Annotated in this window: 17 protein-coding genes; 6 read left to right on the forward strand and 11 right to left on the reverse strand. The window is 70.2% G+C overall.

What is annotated here, in order from left to right:
• Positions 1-144: 144 nt before the first annotated feature.
• Genes lptB through JRI60_RS44010 form a run of 4 tightly spaced genes read right to left on the reverse strand, consistent with a single transcriptional unit; the run spans position 145 to position 3,314 of the window.
• Complete coding sequence (gene lptB / locus JRI60_RS43995; protein ID WP_204222043.1) at positions 145-882, reverse strand: LPS export ABC transporter ATP-binding protein; 738 nt, start codon at positions 880-882, stop codon at positions 145-147.
• Complete coding sequence (locus JRI60_RS44000; RefSeq protein WP_204222044.1) at positions 879-1,823, reverse strand: LptA/OstA family protein; 945 nt, start codon at positions 1,821-1,823, stop codon at positions 879-881. Before JRI60_RS44000 ends, lptB begins: the two co-directional genes overlap by 4 nt.
• Entirely contained in the window at positions 1,816-2,349 is a 534-nt protein-coding gene (gene lptC, locus JRI60_RS44005) for an LPS export ABC transporter periplasmic protein LptC (RefSeq protein ID WP_430384350.1), read from the reverse strand. The genes JRI60_RS44000 and lptC overlap by 8 nt, the downstream gene beginning before the upstream one ends.
• 14 nt (positions 2,350-2,363) lie before the next feature.
• Positions 2,364-3,314, reverse strand: coding sequence for a lysophospholipid acyltransferase family protein (locus JRI60_RS44010; RefSeq protein WP_430384351.1), 951 nt, complete (start codon positions 3,312-3,314; stop codon positions 2,364-2,366).
• A gap of 17 nt (positions 3,315-3,331) precedes the next feature.
• Between JRI60_RS44010 and astB the strand changes: the two genes are divergently transcribed.
• The 4 genes from astB to JRI60_RS44030 all read left to right on the forward strand — a co-directional run bounded on the left by astB (position 3,332) and on the right by JRI60_RS44030 (position 7,108).
• Positions 3,332-4,657: an N-succinylarginine dihydrolase gene (gene astB / locus JRI60_RS44015; RefSeq protein ID WP_204222047.1), complete on the forward strand. Its 1,326-nt coding sequence runs from the start codon at positions 3,332-3,334 to the stop codon at positions 4,655-4,657.
• Between the two features lie 99 nt (positions 4,658-4,756).
• Positions 4,757-5,263 (forward strand): aminoacyl-tRNA deacylase, encoded by a 507-nt coding sequence (locus tag JRI60_RS44020; protein WP_204222048.1) that lies wholly within the window; start codon positions 4,757-4,759, stop codon positions 5,261-5,263.
• A gap of 118 nt (positions 5,264-5,381) precedes the next feature.
• The gene (locus JRI60_RS44025; RefSeq protein ID WP_204222049.1) at positions 5,382-6,200 is read left to right on the forward strand and encodes a hypothetical protein; all 819 of its coding nucleotides are present in this window, start codon (positions 5,382-5,384) and stop codon (positions 6,198-6,200) included.
• Positions 6,197-7,108 carry a DUF3396 domain-containing protein gene (locus JRI60_RS44030; RefSeq protein ID WP_204222050.1) on the forward strand — a complete coding sequence of 304 codons (912 nt, stop codon included), beginning with the start codon at positions 6,197-6,199 and terminating at the stop codon, positions 7,106-7,108. The genes JRI60_RS44025 and JRI60_RS44030 overlap by 4 nt, the downstream gene beginning before the upstream one ends.
• Positions 7,109-7,141: 33 nt before the next feature.
• Here JRI60_RS44030 and JRI60_RS44035 read toward each other — a convergent pair whose 3' ends face one another.
• Positions 7,142-9,691, reverse strand: coding sequence for an O-antigen ligase family protein (locus JRI60_RS44035; protein ID WP_204222051.1), 2,550 nt, complete (start codon positions 9,689-9,691; stop codon positions 7,142-7,144).
• A 181-nt stretch (positions 9,692-9,872) separates the two neighbouring features.
• On the reverse strand, positions 9,873-10,478 hold the full coding sequence (locus tag JRI60_RS44040; RefSeq protein ID WP_204222052.1) for a hypothetical protein: 606 nt from the start codon (positions 10,476-10,478) through the stop codon (positions 9,873-9,875).
• A 105-nt stretch (positions 10,479-10,583) separates the two neighbouring features.
• On the opposite strand from JRI60_RS44040, the gene JRI60_RS44045 reads away from it, so the two are divergent.
• Complete coding sequence (locus JRI60_RS44045; protein WP_239470077.1) at positions 10,584-10,913, forward strand: hypothetical protein; 330 nt, start codon at positions 10,584-10,586, stop codon at positions 10,911-10,913.
• Positions 10,914-10,971: 58 nt separating this feature from the next.
• On the opposite strand, the gene JRI60_RS44050 is transcribed toward JRI60_RS44045, so the two are convergent.
• On the reverse strand, positions 10,972-12,270 hold the full coding sequence (locus tag JRI60_RS44050) for a UDP-glucose dehydrogenase family protein (protein ID WP_204222053.1): 1,299 nt from the start codon (positions 12,268-12,270) through the stop codon (positions 10,972-10,974).
• Between the two features lie 87 nt (positions 12,271-12,357).
• A complete protein-coding gene (locus JRI60_RS44055; RefSeq protein ID WP_204222054.1) occupies positions 12,358-13,329 on the reverse strand; it encodes a nucleotidyltransferase family protein in 972 nt (323 codons plus the stop codon).
• 91 nt (positions 13,330-13,420) lie between these two features.
• On the opposite strand from JRI60_RS44055, the gene JRI60_RS44060 reads away from it, so the two are divergent.
• Positions 13,421-13,819: a DUF6567 family protein gene (locus JRI60_RS44060; RefSeq protein ID WP_204222055.1), complete on the forward strand. Its 399-nt coding sequence runs from the start codon at positions 13,421-13,423 to the stop codon at positions 13,817-13,819.
• Positions 13,820-13,862: 43 nt separating this feature from the next.
• Here the strand turns inward: JRI60_RS44060 and JRI60_RS44065 are convergent, their stop codons facing one another.
• Genes JRI60_RS44065 through JRI60_RS44075 form a run of 3 tightly spaced genes read right to left on the reverse strand, consistent with a single transcriptional unit; the run spans position 13,863 to position 17,100 of the window.
• Positions 13,863-14,540, reverse strand: coding sequence for an acetoacetate decarboxylase family protein (locus tag JRI60_RS44065; RefSeq protein ID WP_204222056.1), 678 nt, complete (start codon positions 14,538-14,540; stop codon positions 13,863-13,865).
• Positions 14,541-14,554: 14 nt separating this feature from the next.
• The gene (locus JRI60_RS44070; RefSeq protein ID WP_239470078.1) at positions 14,555-15,607 is read right to left on the reverse strand and encodes a nucleotidyltransferase family protein; all 1,053 of its coding nucleotides are present in this window, start codon (positions 15,605-15,607) and stop codon (positions 14,555-14,557) included.
• Complete coding sequence (locus tag JRI60_RS44075) at positions 15,604-17,100, reverse strand: MraY family glycosyltransferase (RefSeq protein WP_204222057.1); 1,497 nt, start codon at positions 17,098-17,100, stop codon at positions 15,604-15,606. Before JRI60_RS44075 ends, JRI60_RS44070 begins: the two co-directional genes overlap by 4 nt.
• Positions 17,101-17,117: the final 17 nt, after the last annotated feature.

Here is a 17,117-nt window from a genome sequence, read left to right on the forward strand (position 1 = left end):
CATTCCGTGAATTTCTTCTTTTATTCCGCCTACTTGCACCGTCTCCTTCTCACGTGAAGACGTTCACGAATGGACGTGCGGGCAGGCAACCGGACCGGGGAGACCCGGTGCCGGGGAGGACCTCCAGAGCCGGTTTCTCGGCCCCTACACCGACTGCAAGCGGAATCGCTCCCCCAGGTAGACCTCCCGCGCCCTCGCCGAGGAGGCGATCTGCGTGGGCGTTCCCTCCTCCAGGATTTGACCCTGTGCGATGATGTAGGCGCGATCGCAGATGCCGAGGGTGTCCTGGACGTTGTGGTCGGTGATGAGGACGCCCAGGCCCCGGGACTTCAGGTGGGCAATCTGCCGCTGGAGGTCTCCCACGTTGATGGGGTCCACCCCCGCGAAGGGCTCGTCGAAGAGGATGAAGCGGGGCTCGGGGATGAGCGAGCGGGCGATCTCCGCGCGGCGGCGCTCGCCTCCGGAGAGCGTCTCGCCCAGCGAGTCGGCCACGTGGCCCAGGCCGAACTCCTCCAGCAGCTCCTGGGCACGCTTCTCGCGAGCGGCCCTGTCCAGCCCCCGCTGCAGCTCCAGCACGGCCAGGAAGTTCTCGCGCACGGTGAGCTTGCGGAAGATGGAGGCCTCCTGGGGGAGGTAGCCCACGCCCCGGAGCGAGCGCCGGTGCATGGGCAGGTGGGTGAGGTCCTCGGTGTCCACGCGCACCCGGCCAGCGTCCGGCCGCACCAGGCCCACCACCATGTTGAAGCTCGTCGTCTTCCCGGCGCCGTTGGGGCCCAGCAGTCCCACCACCTCGCCCTGCGAGACGTGGAAGGACACGCCCTGCACCACCTTGCGCCGCCGGAAGGTCTTCTGCAGACCCTCGGCCCACAACTGCCCGCTCATGGTTGCTTCGCTCCCCCGTCCGGGTTGCCCGCCGCGCCCTTGCCGCTCTTGCGCTTCTGCTGCTGCTCCCGGAGCGGCGCCGTTTCGACGGTGACGACGGCGTCCTTCACCTCGAAGTTCTGGCTGCCGAGTGTCATGCGTACCTCGGAGCCCCGGAGGTGCGTCGTTGGATCTCTCGCCTCGGGGTTGCCCGTCACCACCAGCACGCCGGTGGGCACGTCGAAGTCCGCCCGCTCACCCTTCGCCCGGCGCTGGCCGTCCACCGCGCGCACGTTGCCCACGCACTCCGCCCGCGTCACCTCGCGGGGGCCGTTGTAGTAGGTGATCATCTTGTCGCACCGCAGATCCATCGTCCGGTGCTTCACCACCACGTCCCCGGTGAAGACGGCCTGGGTGCGCGTGCCCGCCACCCGCTTCGCGTTGATGTCCACCGGGTTGCGCTGCTGCGCGCCCTTCACCTTGAGCGGCGCCGACTCGAGGGTGACGTTGGCGTCCTTCACCTCGAAGTTCGAGTTGCCCGGCGTCAGGCGCACCTCGGAGCCCTGGAGGCGGGCCTTGGGATCGTTCGCCTCGGGGTTGCCCGTCACCACCAACAGGCCGGCGGGTACGTCGAAATCCGCCCGCTCGCCCCGCGCCGTGCGCTCGCCATCCACCGCGCGCACGTTGCCCTCGCACTCCACCCGCGTCACCTCGCGAGGGCCGTTGTAGTGGGCCGTCATCTTGTCGCACCGCAAGTCCATCGTCTGGTGCTTCACCACCACGTCCCCGGTGAAGACGGCCTGGTCGCGCGTGCCGGCCACCAGCTTGGAGGTGATCTCCACCGGGCCGCGCAGCCGCGAGGTCTCCGCCTGGTTGGGCGCGCGGGCCCCGGTGTTGGGGGAGGTCACCGCGGCCGGTACCGGCTGGGCCACGAAGAAGGCCGTCACGAGGTACTCAATCACGCGCGGCTCCCAGGGTCGTTCGAACCGAACCCTCGAAGGTGAAACTCTCGTCGGGGAAGGACAGCGAGAAGGCCTCGGCCTGGAGGCGGTAATCCGGCCCCTGTACCTGCACGCCCTCCGTCCCCCTCGCCCGCTGCTGCGCCCCGTCATACGTGGCCCGCGGCGTGCGCGCCACCATGCCCGTGGCCGTGCGCACCTCCACGTCTCCCGAGGCCACCAGTTGCCGGGAGATGAGGTTGCCTTCCATGGTCCGCGCGCTCACCGTCGTCTCCCCACCGGGAGCTCCCTCCCCCTGGCCCCTGCCCAACACGTGGAGCGTGGCCCGGGTGGCGACGATGTCGCCCGTGCGCTGGTAGGTCGCCTGCTCGGCCCGACCCGTCATGGACAGGGTGCTGCCCTCGAACGAGCGCAGCCGCACCCCATGCATCACCACGGCGGGCGGCTCGGAGACGTCCCCGGCCGCCTGCTTCGGAGCGCAGGCCGCCAGGAGGGCGAGGAGACAGGACATGAGGACGGCGCGTGGCACGGGGCCCATCTCTATCACCGGGTGGGCGTGGGCGCTCCTGCCACGAGCATGCCCGGTGGCTCGGCGGGCCGGGTCTTCCACCTCTGGTGCATCCACACCCACTGCTCGGGGGCACGGCGGATGGCCGCCTCGATGCGCAGCGAGAGGGCGGCGGTGAGGGCCAGGGCATCCACCTCGCGGTCTCCGCTCGCCTGCCAGGGCACCTCCTCCATCCACAACCGGTAGCCGTCACCCTCGCGCTGGCAGAAGCCCACCACCACCGCCGCGCCCGTGCGCAGCGCCAGGTCCGCCGCCGCCCGCGGGGTGGCCGCCAGCTCGCCGAAGAAGGGGACGAAGACGGACTGCACCCGGGTGTCCTGGTCGATGAGCAGCCCGAGAATCTCCCCCGCCTTGAGCGCCCGCAACATGGCTCGCGCCGCGCCCTCCTGGCCGCGCCAGATGCTGCGCACCCCGCCCCGCGCCCGGAAGCGCTCGACGAGCGTGGTGAGCCGCGGGTCCGTGGTCTCCTTGGCGATGCTCTGGCTGGGGTAGCCCGCGCGGGCCACCCGCCGGGCCAGCAGCTCCCAGTTGCCCACATGGCCGGAGATGAAGACGACCCCCCTGCCCCGGGCGAGCGCCACGTCCAGGACGCGCCGGTCCTCCTCCGACCAGCGCACCAGGCGCTCGAGCTGCCGGTCCATGGAGTCGGTGGCCCCCACCTCGAAGGCGGCCATGCCCAGGTGACGGAAGGAGGCCCGGGCCAGGGCATGCCGCTCCGCGTCGGACTTCTCCGGGAAGGCGCGGGCCAGGGACTTCAAGGCCTTACGGCGCTCGCCCCCCGCCACGGCGAAGGCGAACCGGCCGAAACCGGCCCCCAACCACCGCGCCAGGCCCAACGGGAGGCGGCTGACGATGGCCAGTGCCACACGGACGAGCAGGTAGCGGAGGAAACGCTTGAGTCGCTTTGCTAAGGGAGGGCGCTCCACGAGCGTTTCCATATCCCATGCGCGAATACAACTTCGACGGCATCGTCGGTCCCACTCACAATTACGGCGGTCTGTCGCCCGGCAACCTGGCGTCCGCCCGTCACGGCGGCGAGGTGAGCCACCCCCGAGAAGCGGCCCTCCAGGGGCTGGAGAAGATGCGCTTCGTGGCGGGGCTGGGGGTGGGCCAGGCGGTGCTGCCGCCCCAGCCGAGGCCCTCGCTCAAGGCGCTGCGCGCGCTGGGCTTCACCGGCACGGACGAGGAGGTCATCACCCGGGCGGCGCAGGAGGCGGACCACCTGCTGCGGCTGACGTCCAGCTCGGCCGCCATGTGGACGGCGAACGCGGCCACGGGAGCGCCCTCGGAGGACACGGCGGACAAGCGGATGCACCTGACGCCGGCCAACCTCCAGCAGATGTTCCACCGGGCGCTGGAGGCGGAGACGACGCACGCGGTGCTGCGCGCCATCTTCTCGGACGAGAAGCACTTCGCCGTCCATGCGCCGCTGCCCGGCGGCGGGCACTTCGCGGACGAGGGCGCGGCCAACCACACCCGGCTCGTCACCCCGGGACACCCGGCGGTGCACCTGCTGGCCTGGGGACGGAGCGTCTGGCGCGATGACGTGCGCCACCCCACCCGCTTCCCCGCCCGGCAGACGTTCGAGGCCAGCCAGGCCCTGGCGCGGCTGCACCAGCTGGAGCGGGCGCAGGTGCTCTTCCCCCAGCAGGCCCCCGAGGGCATCGACGCGGGCGCCTTCCACACCGACGTGCTGGCGGTGGGCAACCAGGGCTTCCTCATGCTGCACGAGCTGGCCTTCGTGGACCCCCAGGGGCTGCTCAAGACGCTGCGCGAGAAGCTGGGCGAGGGCTTCACGTACGTGCTGGCCAGCGAGCAGGAGCTGCCGGCGCGGGACGCGGTGAAGGCCTACCCGTTCAACTCGCAGGTGCTGACGCTGCCGGACGGCACCATGGCCATCGTGGCGCCCGAGGAGAGCCGGGAGACGGAGCCGGCGCGGCGCTTCCTGGAGCGCGTGGTGGCGGAGAACAACCCGGTCAAGCGCGTGTATTACCTCGACGTGCGCCAGTCGATGAACAACGGGGGCGGCCCGGCGTGCCTGCGCCAGCGCGTGTGGCTCACCGACACCGAGCGCACCGCGGTGAAGGCCAACGTCTTCTACACCCCGGAGTTGCACGAGACGCTCGCTACCTGGGTGAAGCGGCACTACCGCGAGGACCTGCGCGCCAGGGACCTGGCGGACCCGCAGCTGGCGCGCGAGACGATGACGGCGCTCGACGAGCTGACGCGCATCCTCGGCCTGGGCAACGTGTACGATTTCCAGAGGTGAGGCCAGGGGCGTGTGCCCGCCCGCTCGGGAGGCACACGCCCGAAGAGGCATGGCCAGCGGGCCGGGGACAGTCCACTTTCGACACAGAAGGTGGCACCCATGATCCCCGAGCCCATCCAGCATTACCTCCACGAGCAGCACGTTCCCTTCCTGCGGCACTGGCACTCGCGCGCGGTGACGGCACAGGAGCTGGCGCAATCGCTCCATGTGACGGGTTACCGCGTGGTCAAGTCGGTCATCGTCCTGGCGGACCAGAAGCCGTGGATCTGCCTCATTCCCGCCTCGGCGACGCTGGACCTGGTGAAGGTCCGCGAGACGCTCGGCACCCGGGAGGCCCGGCTGGCCACCGAGGACGAGTTCGCCGACCGCTTCCCGGAATGCGAGCTGGGCGCGGAGCCTCCCTTCGGCAAGCTCTATGACCTGCCCGTGCTCATGGACGAGAGCCTGGAGGTGGCGGAGGACCTGCTGCTGCGCGCCGGCTCGCACGAGGAGGCCCTGGAGGTGAGCGTCGAGGACTTCGTCGGCCTCGAGTCGCCCCGGATGGCCTCCATCACCCTGGAGCAGCCGGAGCGGTCGCACGTCGTGCACCACGACATGCACCCGTAGCCCGAAGGGGCGAGCGCTGGATTCATGGCCTCGCTGCTCGCCCGCCCCGTAGGATGCCGGTGCCCGGCACGAGGGACACCCGCCACCTGGGTCATCATGGCCGGGCATGGTGGAGGCCATGTCGCATCGAAGGATGCTCAGGTTCCGGTGGTTGATCGCCAGCGGCATGTTCCTCGGTGCCTGTGCCAGCACCCCGGGCCGTGGCGTTCCGGGCCACTACGCTCTCGATTCGCTGTCGGATGGGTGCCTGAGGAATCCCGCCTATTGCGCCACCCTGACCGGGAAGGAGACCACGACGGTGCAGGCGGTGGGCACGGCCGTGGCCTCTGGCGCGGCGGTGCTCGCGGTGTTGGACAAGACGCAGGAGGAGCACATCCAGGAGGAGTTGGAGAATTGCGCCAACCTGGCCCGGTCAGAGGTTCTCATCCGGCACAGGCAGCAATTCGTGGACCCGACCCCGTCGGATGCCGAGTGCCGGCAGTGGACAACGGACGCCCAGGGCAGGAGCGTGACATGGGCCATGCGGCTCGGGATTGAAATGCATGAGGTGGCCCTCCAGTGTGCGCAGGGGAAGTTGAACGGCCTGCGCCCGGGCGGCTTCAGCCTGGAGCCGTGCTATCGCCACGACCTGCTGACAGGGCAGACGACCTTCATCAGCTGTGAGCAGGTCGATGAACTGCTGGCCAATGGATGTAGCAGCGAGTTGAAGGGCACCATCAGACCCGATGTCGTCATCCACACGGGGAATCCGCTCCAGGCCCTGGCAGTCTTCGATTTCAAGTTCCCCTGCGTGAACATCAACGGCGACCAGGAATCCAAATGGCGTAGGTACCCCGAAGGGCACCCCTGCCATCCGTTCAACCAGAAAGAAATCTACCTGAGAGCCCTGGGACCCGAACCGCGCATGCTGGTCCCCCGATGGGGAGTCCTGCAATGAGCAAGCACCCTCCGAAAATCCGTGCCCAAGCGAAGAGCGGAGTCGGTCTGATACGCGAGGGATTGAGCATAGACTTCTACATGCATCCCCATTCCAAGATGGGGCAGGGAGTCATTCGCGCCCTGGATGCGTACCTGCGCGCGGTGGGCTCCCAGTCACTCAGCTGGTATGCAGATGAAGAGGGGGAGCTTCAGAAACTCGATGATGCCAGTCTGGCGCGCATTCGACGCGAAACACTCGAGGATTCCAGGCTCATCATCGAACTGCTGGGTAAATCGCGTGTCGAACAGAGATATCAATTTGAATACTGGGGCAAGCGGCCCGATCTGCCTGTGATGCCCTACAATCCGGGGGCCATGGGGGTGGTCAGTTTCTGGCTACCCACGGAATACCTGGAGGAGCACGGGCCGACTCGGGTGCGCGAGTTGGCGATGGAGCTGGCCTCATCCCTGCCTTTCATATGCTCCGGGTACGGTGGCCTCTCCTTCCATTGCAACCCCAGCCTGGTGGGAGTGTTGGACGAGGTCAGGAAGCTCTGCTTCCGTTACCCGGGCCTGGACATTCCCAATCAGGACTCACTCTCGTGGAACATCGGCTCGCGGGTACGTGGCCCCGCCTGGCTGACTTTTCTCGGCCAACCCTTGCTGGGACAACTGGGCGGAGTGGCGGAGTTGCGCTCACGGCTGCGTTCCGAAGGCACTACCGTCCAGGAGATGGAAGGAGACCGGGCCGTCATCACGCTGGGCGCATGGCCCGAGGCGGGAGACACCGAACGCGGCGAGGTACTGCCCGCGTACCGCGATCTCGCACGCGTCCTGGAACCCTGGCTCTACCACGAGGAGCGAGGCCGCCGCCCCACGTTCACCCCGGAAGACATGCTCCGCTGGGAGCGCCGCTTCCTCGACTGACCGCGTCCCCCGGAGCAACCGCGGGGCAACCGCTCAGAGCCCCTCGCTCCCGCCCGCCCTCACGTCCTCGTCCGACCCCAGCACCCGCAGCAGCTGGTCCCGCTCGTCCGTGCCCCCGATCCTCGCGCGGCGCCGCGCCTCCGTGCGCTGGCGCTCCGCCGTCTCCAGGCGGGCCACCCATGCCTCGCCTTCCGCGCGCTTCTCGGCGGGCAACAGCCTCAATCCCTCGCGCGCCGCCCGCGCCGCGGCGTCCAGCTGGTACAGCGACTCGTGGAGGCTCGCCACCTTGAACCAGGCCTCCGGACCGGGCTGGATGCGCGCCACCGACTTCCAGGACTCGAGCGCACGCGCGCGGTGCCCCTCCTGCTCGTAGCTGGCCCCTTCCAGCATGAACAGCTGGGCCCGATGCGGCAGGCTCGAGAGGTAGGGCGCAACCTGATGGAGCGTCTCCCGCGCACGCCGCGTCAGGCCCAGATCCACCTGCTGCCGCGCCAGCGTGAAGGCCAGCTCCTCGTCACCCGGGAAGCGGGTACGCAGCGCCTCCAGGAACTCGAGCGCCTCTTCCTTCCGGCCCTGTGCCCGCAGCACGTCCGCGTGCAACAGGTGCGAGGAGAGCGCGTCCGGGGCCCGGCGGGACACCTCGGCGCTGGCGGCCTCGGCCTCCATCAGCTCGTGCCGGTCGAGCCGCAGACGCGCCTCGCGCTCCCACAGCCCCACCACCTCGGGAGCCGTGCCGAGGCGCTCGCGGGCCCAGGCCAGCCAGGGCAGCGCCTCCTGCGCGTGCCCCGTCCGGATGAGCTCGGTGGCGAAGGGCACCACGTCCGCGGGCGCGTCCGGCGTGAGGGCCTGGAGCTCGGCCAGGGTGCGCGCCCGCCCGAGCGCCTCCCGCCACACCAGCTCCCGGTCTCCCGCCTCGAAGGCCAGGCGGTATTCGAGGAAGGCCTGGGTACGGCGGCCCAGCGTGAGCAGGGCGCGCGCCGCCACGCGGTGGGCCCGGGCGTCCTGGGGGTTCAGGAACAGGGCCCGGTTGGCGAAGGCGAGCGCCTCCACCGCCTCCGAGCGCCCCGCGTCCGCGAGGGCGATGCCCATCAAATCCTGGAGCCCATGGTCCGCCGGGTGCCGGTCGATGAGCGCGAGCCCCCGGGCGCGCACCTCGGCGAGCGGCGCGCGCGCGGCGACGAGTCCGCCGAGCTCCTCCTCGGCCGCGGCCAACGTGCTCCCGCCAGGAACGAGCGCGACCAGGGCCACGGCCGTGAGCGCCACTCCCACCGCGAGCCCGGCCAGGGGGGCACGGCCACGCGGGGACCCGGAGCGCGCCCGGTCATCGGGCCGGGCCACGGTGGCCAACGCCACCCAGGCCGCCACCGCGCTCGCGGGAAGCTCCAGGCTGAAGTCGAAGAGGTCGTGCAGCCCGAGCGCCGCCACGCCCGCCAGCACCGCCACCTCCAGCACCCCCAGCCCCTCCCGGCGCAGCAACCGGCCGAAGCCCCACAGCAGCACGACGAGCAGCAGCACCCCGGGCACTCCCAGCTCGCTGGCGAGCTGCAGCACCGCGTTCTCCGGGTGCGTGGAGGTATTGATGACGGGCCGGGTCTGGTAGCGGGGGAAGGCGGACTCGAAGGCACCGCGCCCCATGCCGAGCGGGAAGGCTCGCGCGGCCGAGGCCACCACCGGCCACAGCTCCATCTTGCTCTGGCGCAGCTCCTCCACGCTGTCCGCGGTGGCCAGCTCGGCCGAGATGCGCTCGGAGGCGACATAGCCGCCCACCGCGAGCACCGCGAGGAAGCACAGCAGCACGGCTCCGCCCCGGCGCCACGTGCGCGCCCGCGCCTTCTCCGCCCGGCGCCCGAGCAACAGCAGCCCGAAGGCGAGCTGCCCGAAGACGAAGAAGGCGATGCCCCCGCGTGAGAGGGACAGCAGCACGCCGGCCCCGCTCAGCACGGCGGCCACCGCGAAGGGCACCGCGCGCACCCGCGTCCCACTGGAGAGCGCGAGCCCCAACGCCACCGTGGCCGACAAGGTGAGGAACGCCGCGAGGTGGTTGGGATTGCCGAAGGGCGTGAGGAGCGGCGGCCGCGCGTGGACGAAGGCGATGACGCCCCAAAGCCTGTCGAGACCGAGCAGCGAGTGCAGCAGCCCCAGCGAGGCCACTCCCGCGCCCGTGAAGGCGAGCGTGCCCAACAGCCGGCGGCGCGCGCGACCGGAGCGGCACACCTGCACGGCGGCGATGAAGGTGAGCAGGTACGCCAGGTGCCGGGCCAGCTCGCGCCAGGTGGAGGGCGGGTCCAACGACAGGGGACGCGGGCCGTCCAGCCCCAGGGGAACGAGGGTGAAGTCCCGCAGCGCGGCGGCCTCGGGGCTGAGGACGGCGAGCAGCCCCGGCGGCAACGGCACGAGCTGAAGGAGGCAGAGGAGGGCCCCCGCACCAAGAGGAAGCGCGAGCAGCGGGAGGTGCAGCGACCGGCGCTGCCTCCAGGCCCCCACACATGCCAGCACGAAGGCGAGTCCCGCGAGCACCACGAGCGGCCAGAGCACCCAGCCAGGAGCGCTCCCGAGCGCCAGGGGGAGCAGCACCAGCAGCACCGCCAGGACCCCCTCGGCACCGAGGGCGTATCGGGAGGTCCGGGAGCGGGAGGAAGACGCTGGGGACATAGAGGGGGCTACCCGCAGTATGTCACGGGTCCGAACAGGCGCTCGGAAGTGGATGCCCCGAACCCACTTCCCTGGGGGGAGCGAGGATGCGGAGGGAAGCCCGCCCGCCTGCTCAGAAGGACAGCGAGGCCACCGGGAGGAAGCTCTGGACCCCTTCATCGCGCCAGGACTGCATGGAGGACCACGGCCTCGCCTGCTTCAGCTCGCGCAACTCGTCCTCGAGCTGACCTCGCCTTCGCACGAGGTCGTCGCGCTCGACCCGGGCCGCTTCCGAGGCGTTGATGCCACTGACGATGCCGATGATGAGCAGGGCCACGCCCCCTCCTCCCAACACCGTGAGTGCCGCGCCGATGCCAACGAGCGTGGCCGCGTACTGCGTCGACACGGCCAGCCCGTAGATGATCAACGGGAGCCCGATGAGCAGCATCGGCCCCAGCACATAGCCCGCGTAGGCCATCACGAGCGAGCCGATGGGCCAGTTCGTATCCGTGCGGCGGAGGCGGGCGTTGATGTCTTCGATCTCCCGGGACAGCTCGCGGATGCGCTCCTCACGACCCTCCGCGGCGGGCGCCTCGAACCGGGAGGGCTGGACCGCCTCTTCCAGCGAGTCCCCGGCCACGAGCAGCCTCGCCGAGGGACGCGGCTCGGCGGGAGCCAGCAACGAAGCCTGACCAGGCACGGGTGAAGCGGCGAGCAGGACGAGGAGGAGCGACGTCATGACGTGAGGGTCTCCCGGAGAGTGAGCAGCCGGAGAGGCTAGCATCCGACTCTCGCTCCGCCATTGCTTGCATCCAGGGCGCCATCTGGCATCTTCGCCCACCTCATGCGCCGCTCCGCCACCCTCGTCCTGATCTCCTCCGCCCTGCTCGCCCTCGCCGGTTGCAAGAGTTCGTGCCGGGAGCTGTCGGAGCGGCGTTGCGACTGTGTCGACCCCGTCAACCGCACCGCGTGCCTCCAGGCCGTGGCCGATGAACAGACGCGCGTCGAGGAGACGGACGAGCAGCTCGCCACCTGCGAGGAGAAGCTGGCGACGTGCGCCGCCCCTCCGGACGAGACGGATCCGAACAGCCAGGACGAAGAAGCGGTGACCCGGAGATTCTGCGCCTTCATCCGGACGGACGCGGGCAAGCAGGCCTGCGGGCTGGCCCGCTGAGGCCCGTTCGCACCGGGCCCCACTCCCTCTCCCCCTGGGAGAGGGCGGGGGTGAGGGTCTACCGCCGGCCCAGGCCCATGTACGTGAAGCCCAGCTCCTTCATCCGCGACGGGTCGTAGATGTTGCGGCCGTCGAAGATGACGGGGGACTTCATCAGCGCCTTCATGCGCTCGAAGTCCGGGTGACGGAACTCGTTCCACTCGGTGACGACGAAGAGCGCGTCCACGCCCTCCAGCGCCTCGTAGGGCACGTTCGTGTAGCGGATGCGCTCGCCGAACACCCGCCGCGCCGTGCGCTCGGCCACCGGATCATGCGCCGCCACCTGCGCGCCCTTGGCCAGCAGGCCCTCGATGACCTCGATGGACGGCGCCTCGCGCATGTCGTCCGTCTTCGGCTTGAAGGCCAGGCCCCACACCGCGAACTTGCGCCCGTCCAGCGAGCCGAAGTGCTTGAGCGCCTTGTGCACCAGCGCCTTCTTCTGCCGCTCGTTGGTGCGCTCCACCGCGCGCAGCAGGTCCAACTCCAGCCCCTGCTCGCGGCCCTTGGCCACCAGCGCCTTCACGTCCTTGGGGAAGCACGAGCCGCCGTAGCCCACGCCCGGGAAGAGGAACGGGTAGCCGATGCGCTTGTCCGCCCCCATCCCCTTGCGCACGAAGTCCACGTCCGCGCCCACCCGCTCGCACAGCGCGGCGATGTCGTTCATGAACGAGATGCGCGTGGCGAGCATCGCGTTGGCCGCGTACTTCGTCAGCTCGGCCGAGCGCGTGTCCATGTAGAGGATGGGATTCTCCGTGCGCACGAACGGCGCGTAGAGCTGGCCCATCACCTTGCGCGCCCGCTCCGACTCGGCGCCAATCACCACCCGGTCCGGCTTGAGGAAGTCGTCCAGCGCCGCTCCCTCCTTGAGGAACTCGGGGTTGGAGACGACGTCGAACTCCACCTCCGTCACGCGGGAGATGACCTCGCGCACCTTGTCCGCGGTGCCCACCGGCACGGTGCTCTTGTCCACCACCACCGTGTACTGACGCATCGCTCGGCCGATCTGCTCCGCCGCCGCCAGCACGTACTGGAGGTCCGCCTCGCCCGTCTCACCCTCGGGCGTGCCCACGGCGATGAACACCACCTGCGCGCGCGCCACCGACGAGGCCACGTCCGTGGTGAAGCTCAGGCGCCTGTCCCGCGTGTTCTTGCGGATGAGCTCCTCCAGACCCGGCTCGTAGATGGGGATCTCCCCCTGTTGAAGCTGGGAAATCTTCCGCGCGTCGATATCCACGCAGATGACGTCGTTACCCGAGTCCGCGAAGCAGGTACCCGCGACGAGACCTACGTAGCCCGTTCCGATGATGGCGATGTGCATGAGCGTCCTGGCTGACCGAAGCCGGGAACGCTCTTACGCCGGGAAGGGCACCCGGGGGAAGGGGCGAGTCGCTTCCAGGCGCTTCCCTCACCGACCGGTGAGCAGCCGCCGCAGCCGGTCCGAGCCCCGCACATGACTCATCTGCCCGGGCTCGCTCGCCGGGTTGACGACCAGCCTGTCCAACAGCTCGCGCGTGGCGCGGCGCAGCGTCGGCAGGGCCGGCGTCACCGTCCCGGCCGTCTCCGGGAAGAGCCGCGCCACGAGCGACAGCGACGCATACAGGGAGCGCTCCAGCCTCCACGCCTTCGCCCGCTCCAGCAGCAGCGCGACATCCATGGGGCGCGAGTAGAGGCCACCCATCGACTTCGCCCCCATCACCAGCTCGCGCAGATCCACGAAGGACAGCCAGGGCACCTGGTAGCCCTCGCGCGCGTGCTGCAGGACGACGAGCAGCACCATGTCCTCCAGGTCCGGGCGGAAGATGGAGGAGCCGTACATCCGCATCGGCTTCGCACGCTCGAAGATGCCCTGCACCTCGTCACGGCGCTCGGGGCCGAGCACGTCCGCGTAGAGGAAGATGGGGGTGCGACCGTCGGACACCACCCGGGCCGCGCCATGGGCGGGCTCGTCGGGCTCCGGACGGAACTCGTGCTGGGAGAGGTAGCCGGCGAAGGCCTCCACATCCATGCGCCGCAACAGCATCTGAATCTCCAGCACCGGCCGGAAGGCCACGTGCGGATAGAGCGTGTCGGCGAAGGCCGCTCCCCCCAGCAGGAGAAGCCTGCGGCCCTCCAGGTCATCCACGGTGCGCTTGAAGTTGACCAGCTTCATCACGTTGTCGTTGAGCGAACCCTGGTAGATGCTCAGCAACCGGTCACGCGCCCACTCCGGCGCGTCCGCCCCACCCAGCCGGTACTCGAGGTTGTACGAGGCCAGCGGCGCCAGACCCTGCGCGATGGCCCAGTCCACGTACTCCTCCCACGGGGCCCCGCGCAGCGAGCGGCGCGGCGGGTCGAACGAGGCAAGGAGACGGAAGGTGTCGATGAGGCTGATCGCCATGGGGCCGGACCTTTAGCGACTCGCACGCACGGGACGCAATCGGAAGCCTGCTCTTGACGCCACCGGGCCACTGGTTGTTGGCTGCGCGACCATGACCAAGACCCTTCGTCTTTCCACTCTCGCCCTCGGCGCGGGCCTGCTCGCCGGCTGCGGTGCGTCCGGTGGATTCATCCGGGATGCCGTCTCCACCCAGCAGCTCGAATACCGCATGGATGTGTCGGGCGTACGCTATGTGAAGCCGGCCAACGGCTCGGCCTCCACCGGCTCCGTGCTCTGCATCATCCCCCTGTCCGGCCACCTGTACCAGGAGGCGATGCAGGAGCTGTACCTCTCCGCCGAGCTCGCGCCCAACCAGGTCATCATGAACCTGCGCGAGGACTACTCCATCCGCTCCTACCTGGGCTTCTACTGCACCCGCCAGCTCACCGTGTCCGGCGACGTGTTCGAGCTCACGCCGTCCAGCGCGGCCGGACGCCCGGTCACCAAGTAGTCCAGCGCCACGTAGTCCAGCGCCACCCCACCTCCTGCGGCGCTCAGTCCACTGGAGTCGCCGCGGGCAGGTTCCACTCGAAGTCCCGCACCTGGAAGCCCATCCAGGGGCGCACCCCCGAGATGCCCAATGAGGCCAGGGGGCTGTCCTCGGGGATGGACCACTCGGTCCGCAGCAGCCGGGGCGAGAAGTGGATCGCCGTCTTCGGAGACTGCACCTTCCCGTCGAGCATCTGCAGGTTGGGCAGGCCGAGCGGGATGCGGACACCCGGGGGCAGCCCGGCGAGCACGTCACAGCTCACCCGCGCCAGCTCCTTCTTCCGCGAGTCCCAGCCGATTCCCCTGAAGGCCCCCTCGGGCGGGTGATGGTCGAGTTCGAAGCGCGCCATCTCCTTGGGCATGCCCCACAACGCGCGGCCACCCCGCTTGGAACGCTCGCTGTCCACCCACATGTGGGAGACGGTGAGTCCCCGGCGGCGCGACGCCCGCGTCCTCACGCTGACGGCGCCGAAGAGCTCGCCGTAGGTGAGCACGCTCCCCTCCTGGTAGTCCACGAAGCAGGCGACGACGCACGCGCGGCCCGCGAAGGTGAGCAGTTCGAACGCCGGGTCCACGCGGAACTGGATGCGCTCGGCGGGCACCATCCACAGGGAGCCGTATATCTGTCCCCGGAGGAGCCAGGGGGCGGGAGGAAAATCGTTCGACGCCGAGGACCTGGACACGAGCGGAGCTCCTTTCACGGTGAGGACACGAAGCGGGCGCGCAGCGCCGCGAGCCCATCCTCCCGCAGCCGACGCGCGGTATAGCGTGCCATGGGCAACAACCGTGGCGCGAGCAACAGCTTCGCCACCACCCATGCCGGCTTGTGGTTCATCAGCTCCGTCTCCAACAGCCGCTCGGCGGTGAAGAAGCGCGCCGCCATCATCCGCTGCCACGAGGGCGGAGCCAGCGCCGCCAGCGTCTCCTCCGGCACCGGCGCGCCCACGAGCCGCCGCGCCGCGTCCAGCGCGTACCACGCCAGGTGGGGGAAGGCCGTCCCGCGCGCCACCTCCACCACCCGCCCCCAGTCCAGCCCGGGGTGGGCCCGCATCAGCAGCTTCAGGTCGAAGAGCCAGGACAGCCGCTGCAACAGGTGGTTGCTCGCGTGCAGCGCGAGGTAGACGAGCTCGTCCTCCGCGCGCAGGTAGCGCACGCGTCGGCCCTCCAGCACCGCCTCCTGCGCGCGGGCCAGCAGCGCGTCCGCCTCCAGTGCCTGGCCGTAGCCGACGAGGGCGCGGAAGTGCAGCTCCACCAACCCCGCGGCACCCGAGAAGGTCAGGTGGTGCTCATGCTCCCGCGCATGCGCCGCCGCTTCCTCGGCGAGCGGCTTCAACCTCAGCCCCTCCAGGACGCGCGAGGCCGGCGCCACCTCCGCGTCCGCCACCAACAGGTCCACGTCCGTGGTGGCCCGCTGCAGCGGCTCCGGGTAGAGGCGCACGGCCAACCCGTGGCCCTTGAGCAGCACCGGCACCACGCCCACCTGGGCCAGCGCGTCCAGGCTCCGCAGCAGCAGTACCTTCACCCGCATGCCCCGGGCGGCCTGGGCCAGGGCCTCGCGGCGCAGGCGCGTGCGCACCGGCTCCTCCAGCCTCCAGCCCGAGCGCCCCAACGCGTGCTGCACGAAGCCCGCGAGCCCATGCCGGGCCGCCGCGTGCACGAAGGCCTCCACGTCCTGGGGCACGGGGCCCACCGGGGCCTCCGGCCACGCCCGGAGCACGTCCAGGAGCGCTCGCGCTCCCACGCCGCTCACCGCAGCAACGAGACGACGCGCTGAGGATCCGCCTCCGCCTGGGCCAGCAGCTTCCCGGCCCGATCCCCCACCGCGTCCACCACCACTTCCAGCGCCAGCTCCTCATCGCGGTTGATCTCCGAGCGCCCATCACTCCAGGCGATCAGGAACCGGCCGAGCCACCCACCCGAGCCCTCCACCCGCAGGCACACCTCCAGCGGCAGCGCCGAGCCGGCGGGCCGCTGCGTCTCGAAGGTGAGTCCGTCGCGGTTGCCGTCGCGGTTGCCATCGCGCTGGCGCTCGAGGCGCAGCTCCAGGCGGGAGGCGTCGAGCTCATCCGCCAGCGGGCGCACCGCGGCCCAGAGGTCCTTCGGCCCGCTGGCCGCGCGCACCGCTTCGGTGACGTCCTTCACCAGCGAGCGCAGCCGGATGTTCCTGCGCCGCACCTCGCCCACGCCGCTGGCGTACCGCAGGTCCAGGTAGCCCAGCTTGCGCATCAGCACCGCCACCACCACCCCCATGCCCGTCAGCAGCATGGCGCTCTGCGCTCTGTTGGCCCAGTGCAGGCCGAGCGCCGTCAGCATGAAGAGGGCGCACAGCCCGTACAGCACCAGCACCGCCGCGCGGTGGCTGAGCACCAGCCGGCTCATCATCCGGTGGTGGATGTGCTCCTTGTCCGCGCTGAACATGGGCCGGCCCAGCACCGTGCGCCGCACCATGGCCAGCAGCGTGTCCATGATGGGCAGGCCCAGCGCCATCACCGGCACCAGCATGGCCACCGCGGTGCCACTCTTGGCGCTCGTCTTGATGGAGACGGCCGCCAGCACGAAGCCCAGGAACATGCTGCCCGTGTCCCCCATGAAGATGGAGGCCGGGTTGAAGTTGAAGACGAGGAAGCCGAGGATGGCGCCCGCCAGCGCCGCCATCAGCAGGCACAGCAGCACGTCCCCGCGGCTGAGCGCGAGGATGAAGTTGGTGCCCACCCCGAAGAAGGCCGCCCCACCCGCCAGCCCGTCCAACCCGTCGATGAGGTTGAGCGCGTTGATGACGCCCACCACCCAGAACACGGTGAAGGGCAGGCCCAGCAGCCCCAGCGGCACCTCGGGCCCGAAGGGATTGGCGAGCACTTCGATGCGGAAGCCCAGCGCGTACAGCCCGAGCGCCACCAGGAGTTGCACGCCGAACTTCAGCTTCGCGCCCGCACCACGCAGGTCGTCATAGAGACCCAGCACCGCCACCAGCAGTCCGCCGCCGAACAGGCCCCACACCAGCGCCGTCTGCGCCCGGAATTGCATACCCACCGCCGAGTCCACCAGGAAGAGCGCACACAAGGGCGCGAAAAATCCGCCCACGATGCCGATTCCCCCCAACCGGGGAATGGGCCGGACATGGACCTTCCGGCTGGAGTTCGCCTGGTCCACCCAGCCCCAGGCCAGGGCGCGGTTGCGCACCACCAGCGTCAGCACCAGCGCCACCATCAGCGCGACGAGGAAGGCCACCAGATAGGTAATCATCTCGACCCCTTCACCCC

Origin of the sequence: Archangium violaceum (assembly GCF_016887565.1) — a bacterium.
In the GTDB taxonomy this organism is placed as follows: Bacteria; Myxococcota; Myxococcia; order Myxococcales; family Myxococcaceae; genus Archangium; species Archangium violaceum_B.

Excerpts from the sequence above, each read along its gene's own strand:
- JRI60_RS44040 (WP_204222052.1), bottom strand. The coding sequence starts at position 10,478 with ATGACGTCGCTCCTCCTCGTCCTGCTCGCCGCTTCACCCGTGCCTGGT.
- JRI60_RS44060 (WP_204222055.1), top strand. The coding sequence starts at position 13,421 with ATGACCAAGACCCTTCGTCTTTCCACTCTCGCCCTCGGCGCGGGCCTG.
- astB (WP_204222047.1), top strand. The coding sequence starts at position 3,332 with ATGCGCGAATACAACTTCGACGGCATCGTCGGTCCCACTCACAATTAC.
- JRI60_RS44020 (WP_204222048.1), top strand. The coding sequence starts at position 4,757 with ATGATCCCCGAGCCCATCCAGCATTACCTCCACGAGCAGCACGTTCCC.
- JRI60_RS44055 (WP_204222054.1), bottom strand. The coding sequence starts at position 13,329 with ATGGCGATCAGCCTCATCGACACCTTCCGTCTCCTTGCCTCGTTCGAC.
- JRI60_RS44075 (WP_204222057.1), bottom strand. The coding sequence starts at position 17,100 with ATGATTACCTATCTGGTGGCCTTCCTCGTCGCGCTGATGGTGGCGCTG.
- JRI60_RS44025 (WP_204222049.1), top strand. The coding sequence starts at position 5,382 with ATGTCGCATCGAAGGATGCTCAGGTTCCGGTGGTTGATCGCCAGCGGC.
- JRI60_RS44030 (WP_204222050.1), top strand. The coding sequence starts at position 6,197 with ATGAGCAAGCACCCTCCGAAAATCCGTGCCCAAGCGAAGAGCGGAGTC.
- lptB (WP_204222043.1), bottom strand. The coding sequence starts at position 882 with ATGAGCGGGCAGTTGTGGGCCGAGGGTCTGCAGAAGACCTTCCGGCGG.
- JRI60_RS44050 (WP_204222053.1), bottom strand. The coding sequence starts at position 12,270 with ATGCACATCGCCATCATCGGAACGGGCTACGTAGGTCTCGTCGCGGGT.
- JRI60_RS44045 (WP_239470077.1), top strand. The coding sequence starts at position 10,584 with ATGCGCCGCTCCGCCACCCTCGTCCTGATCTCCTCCGCCCTGCTCGCC.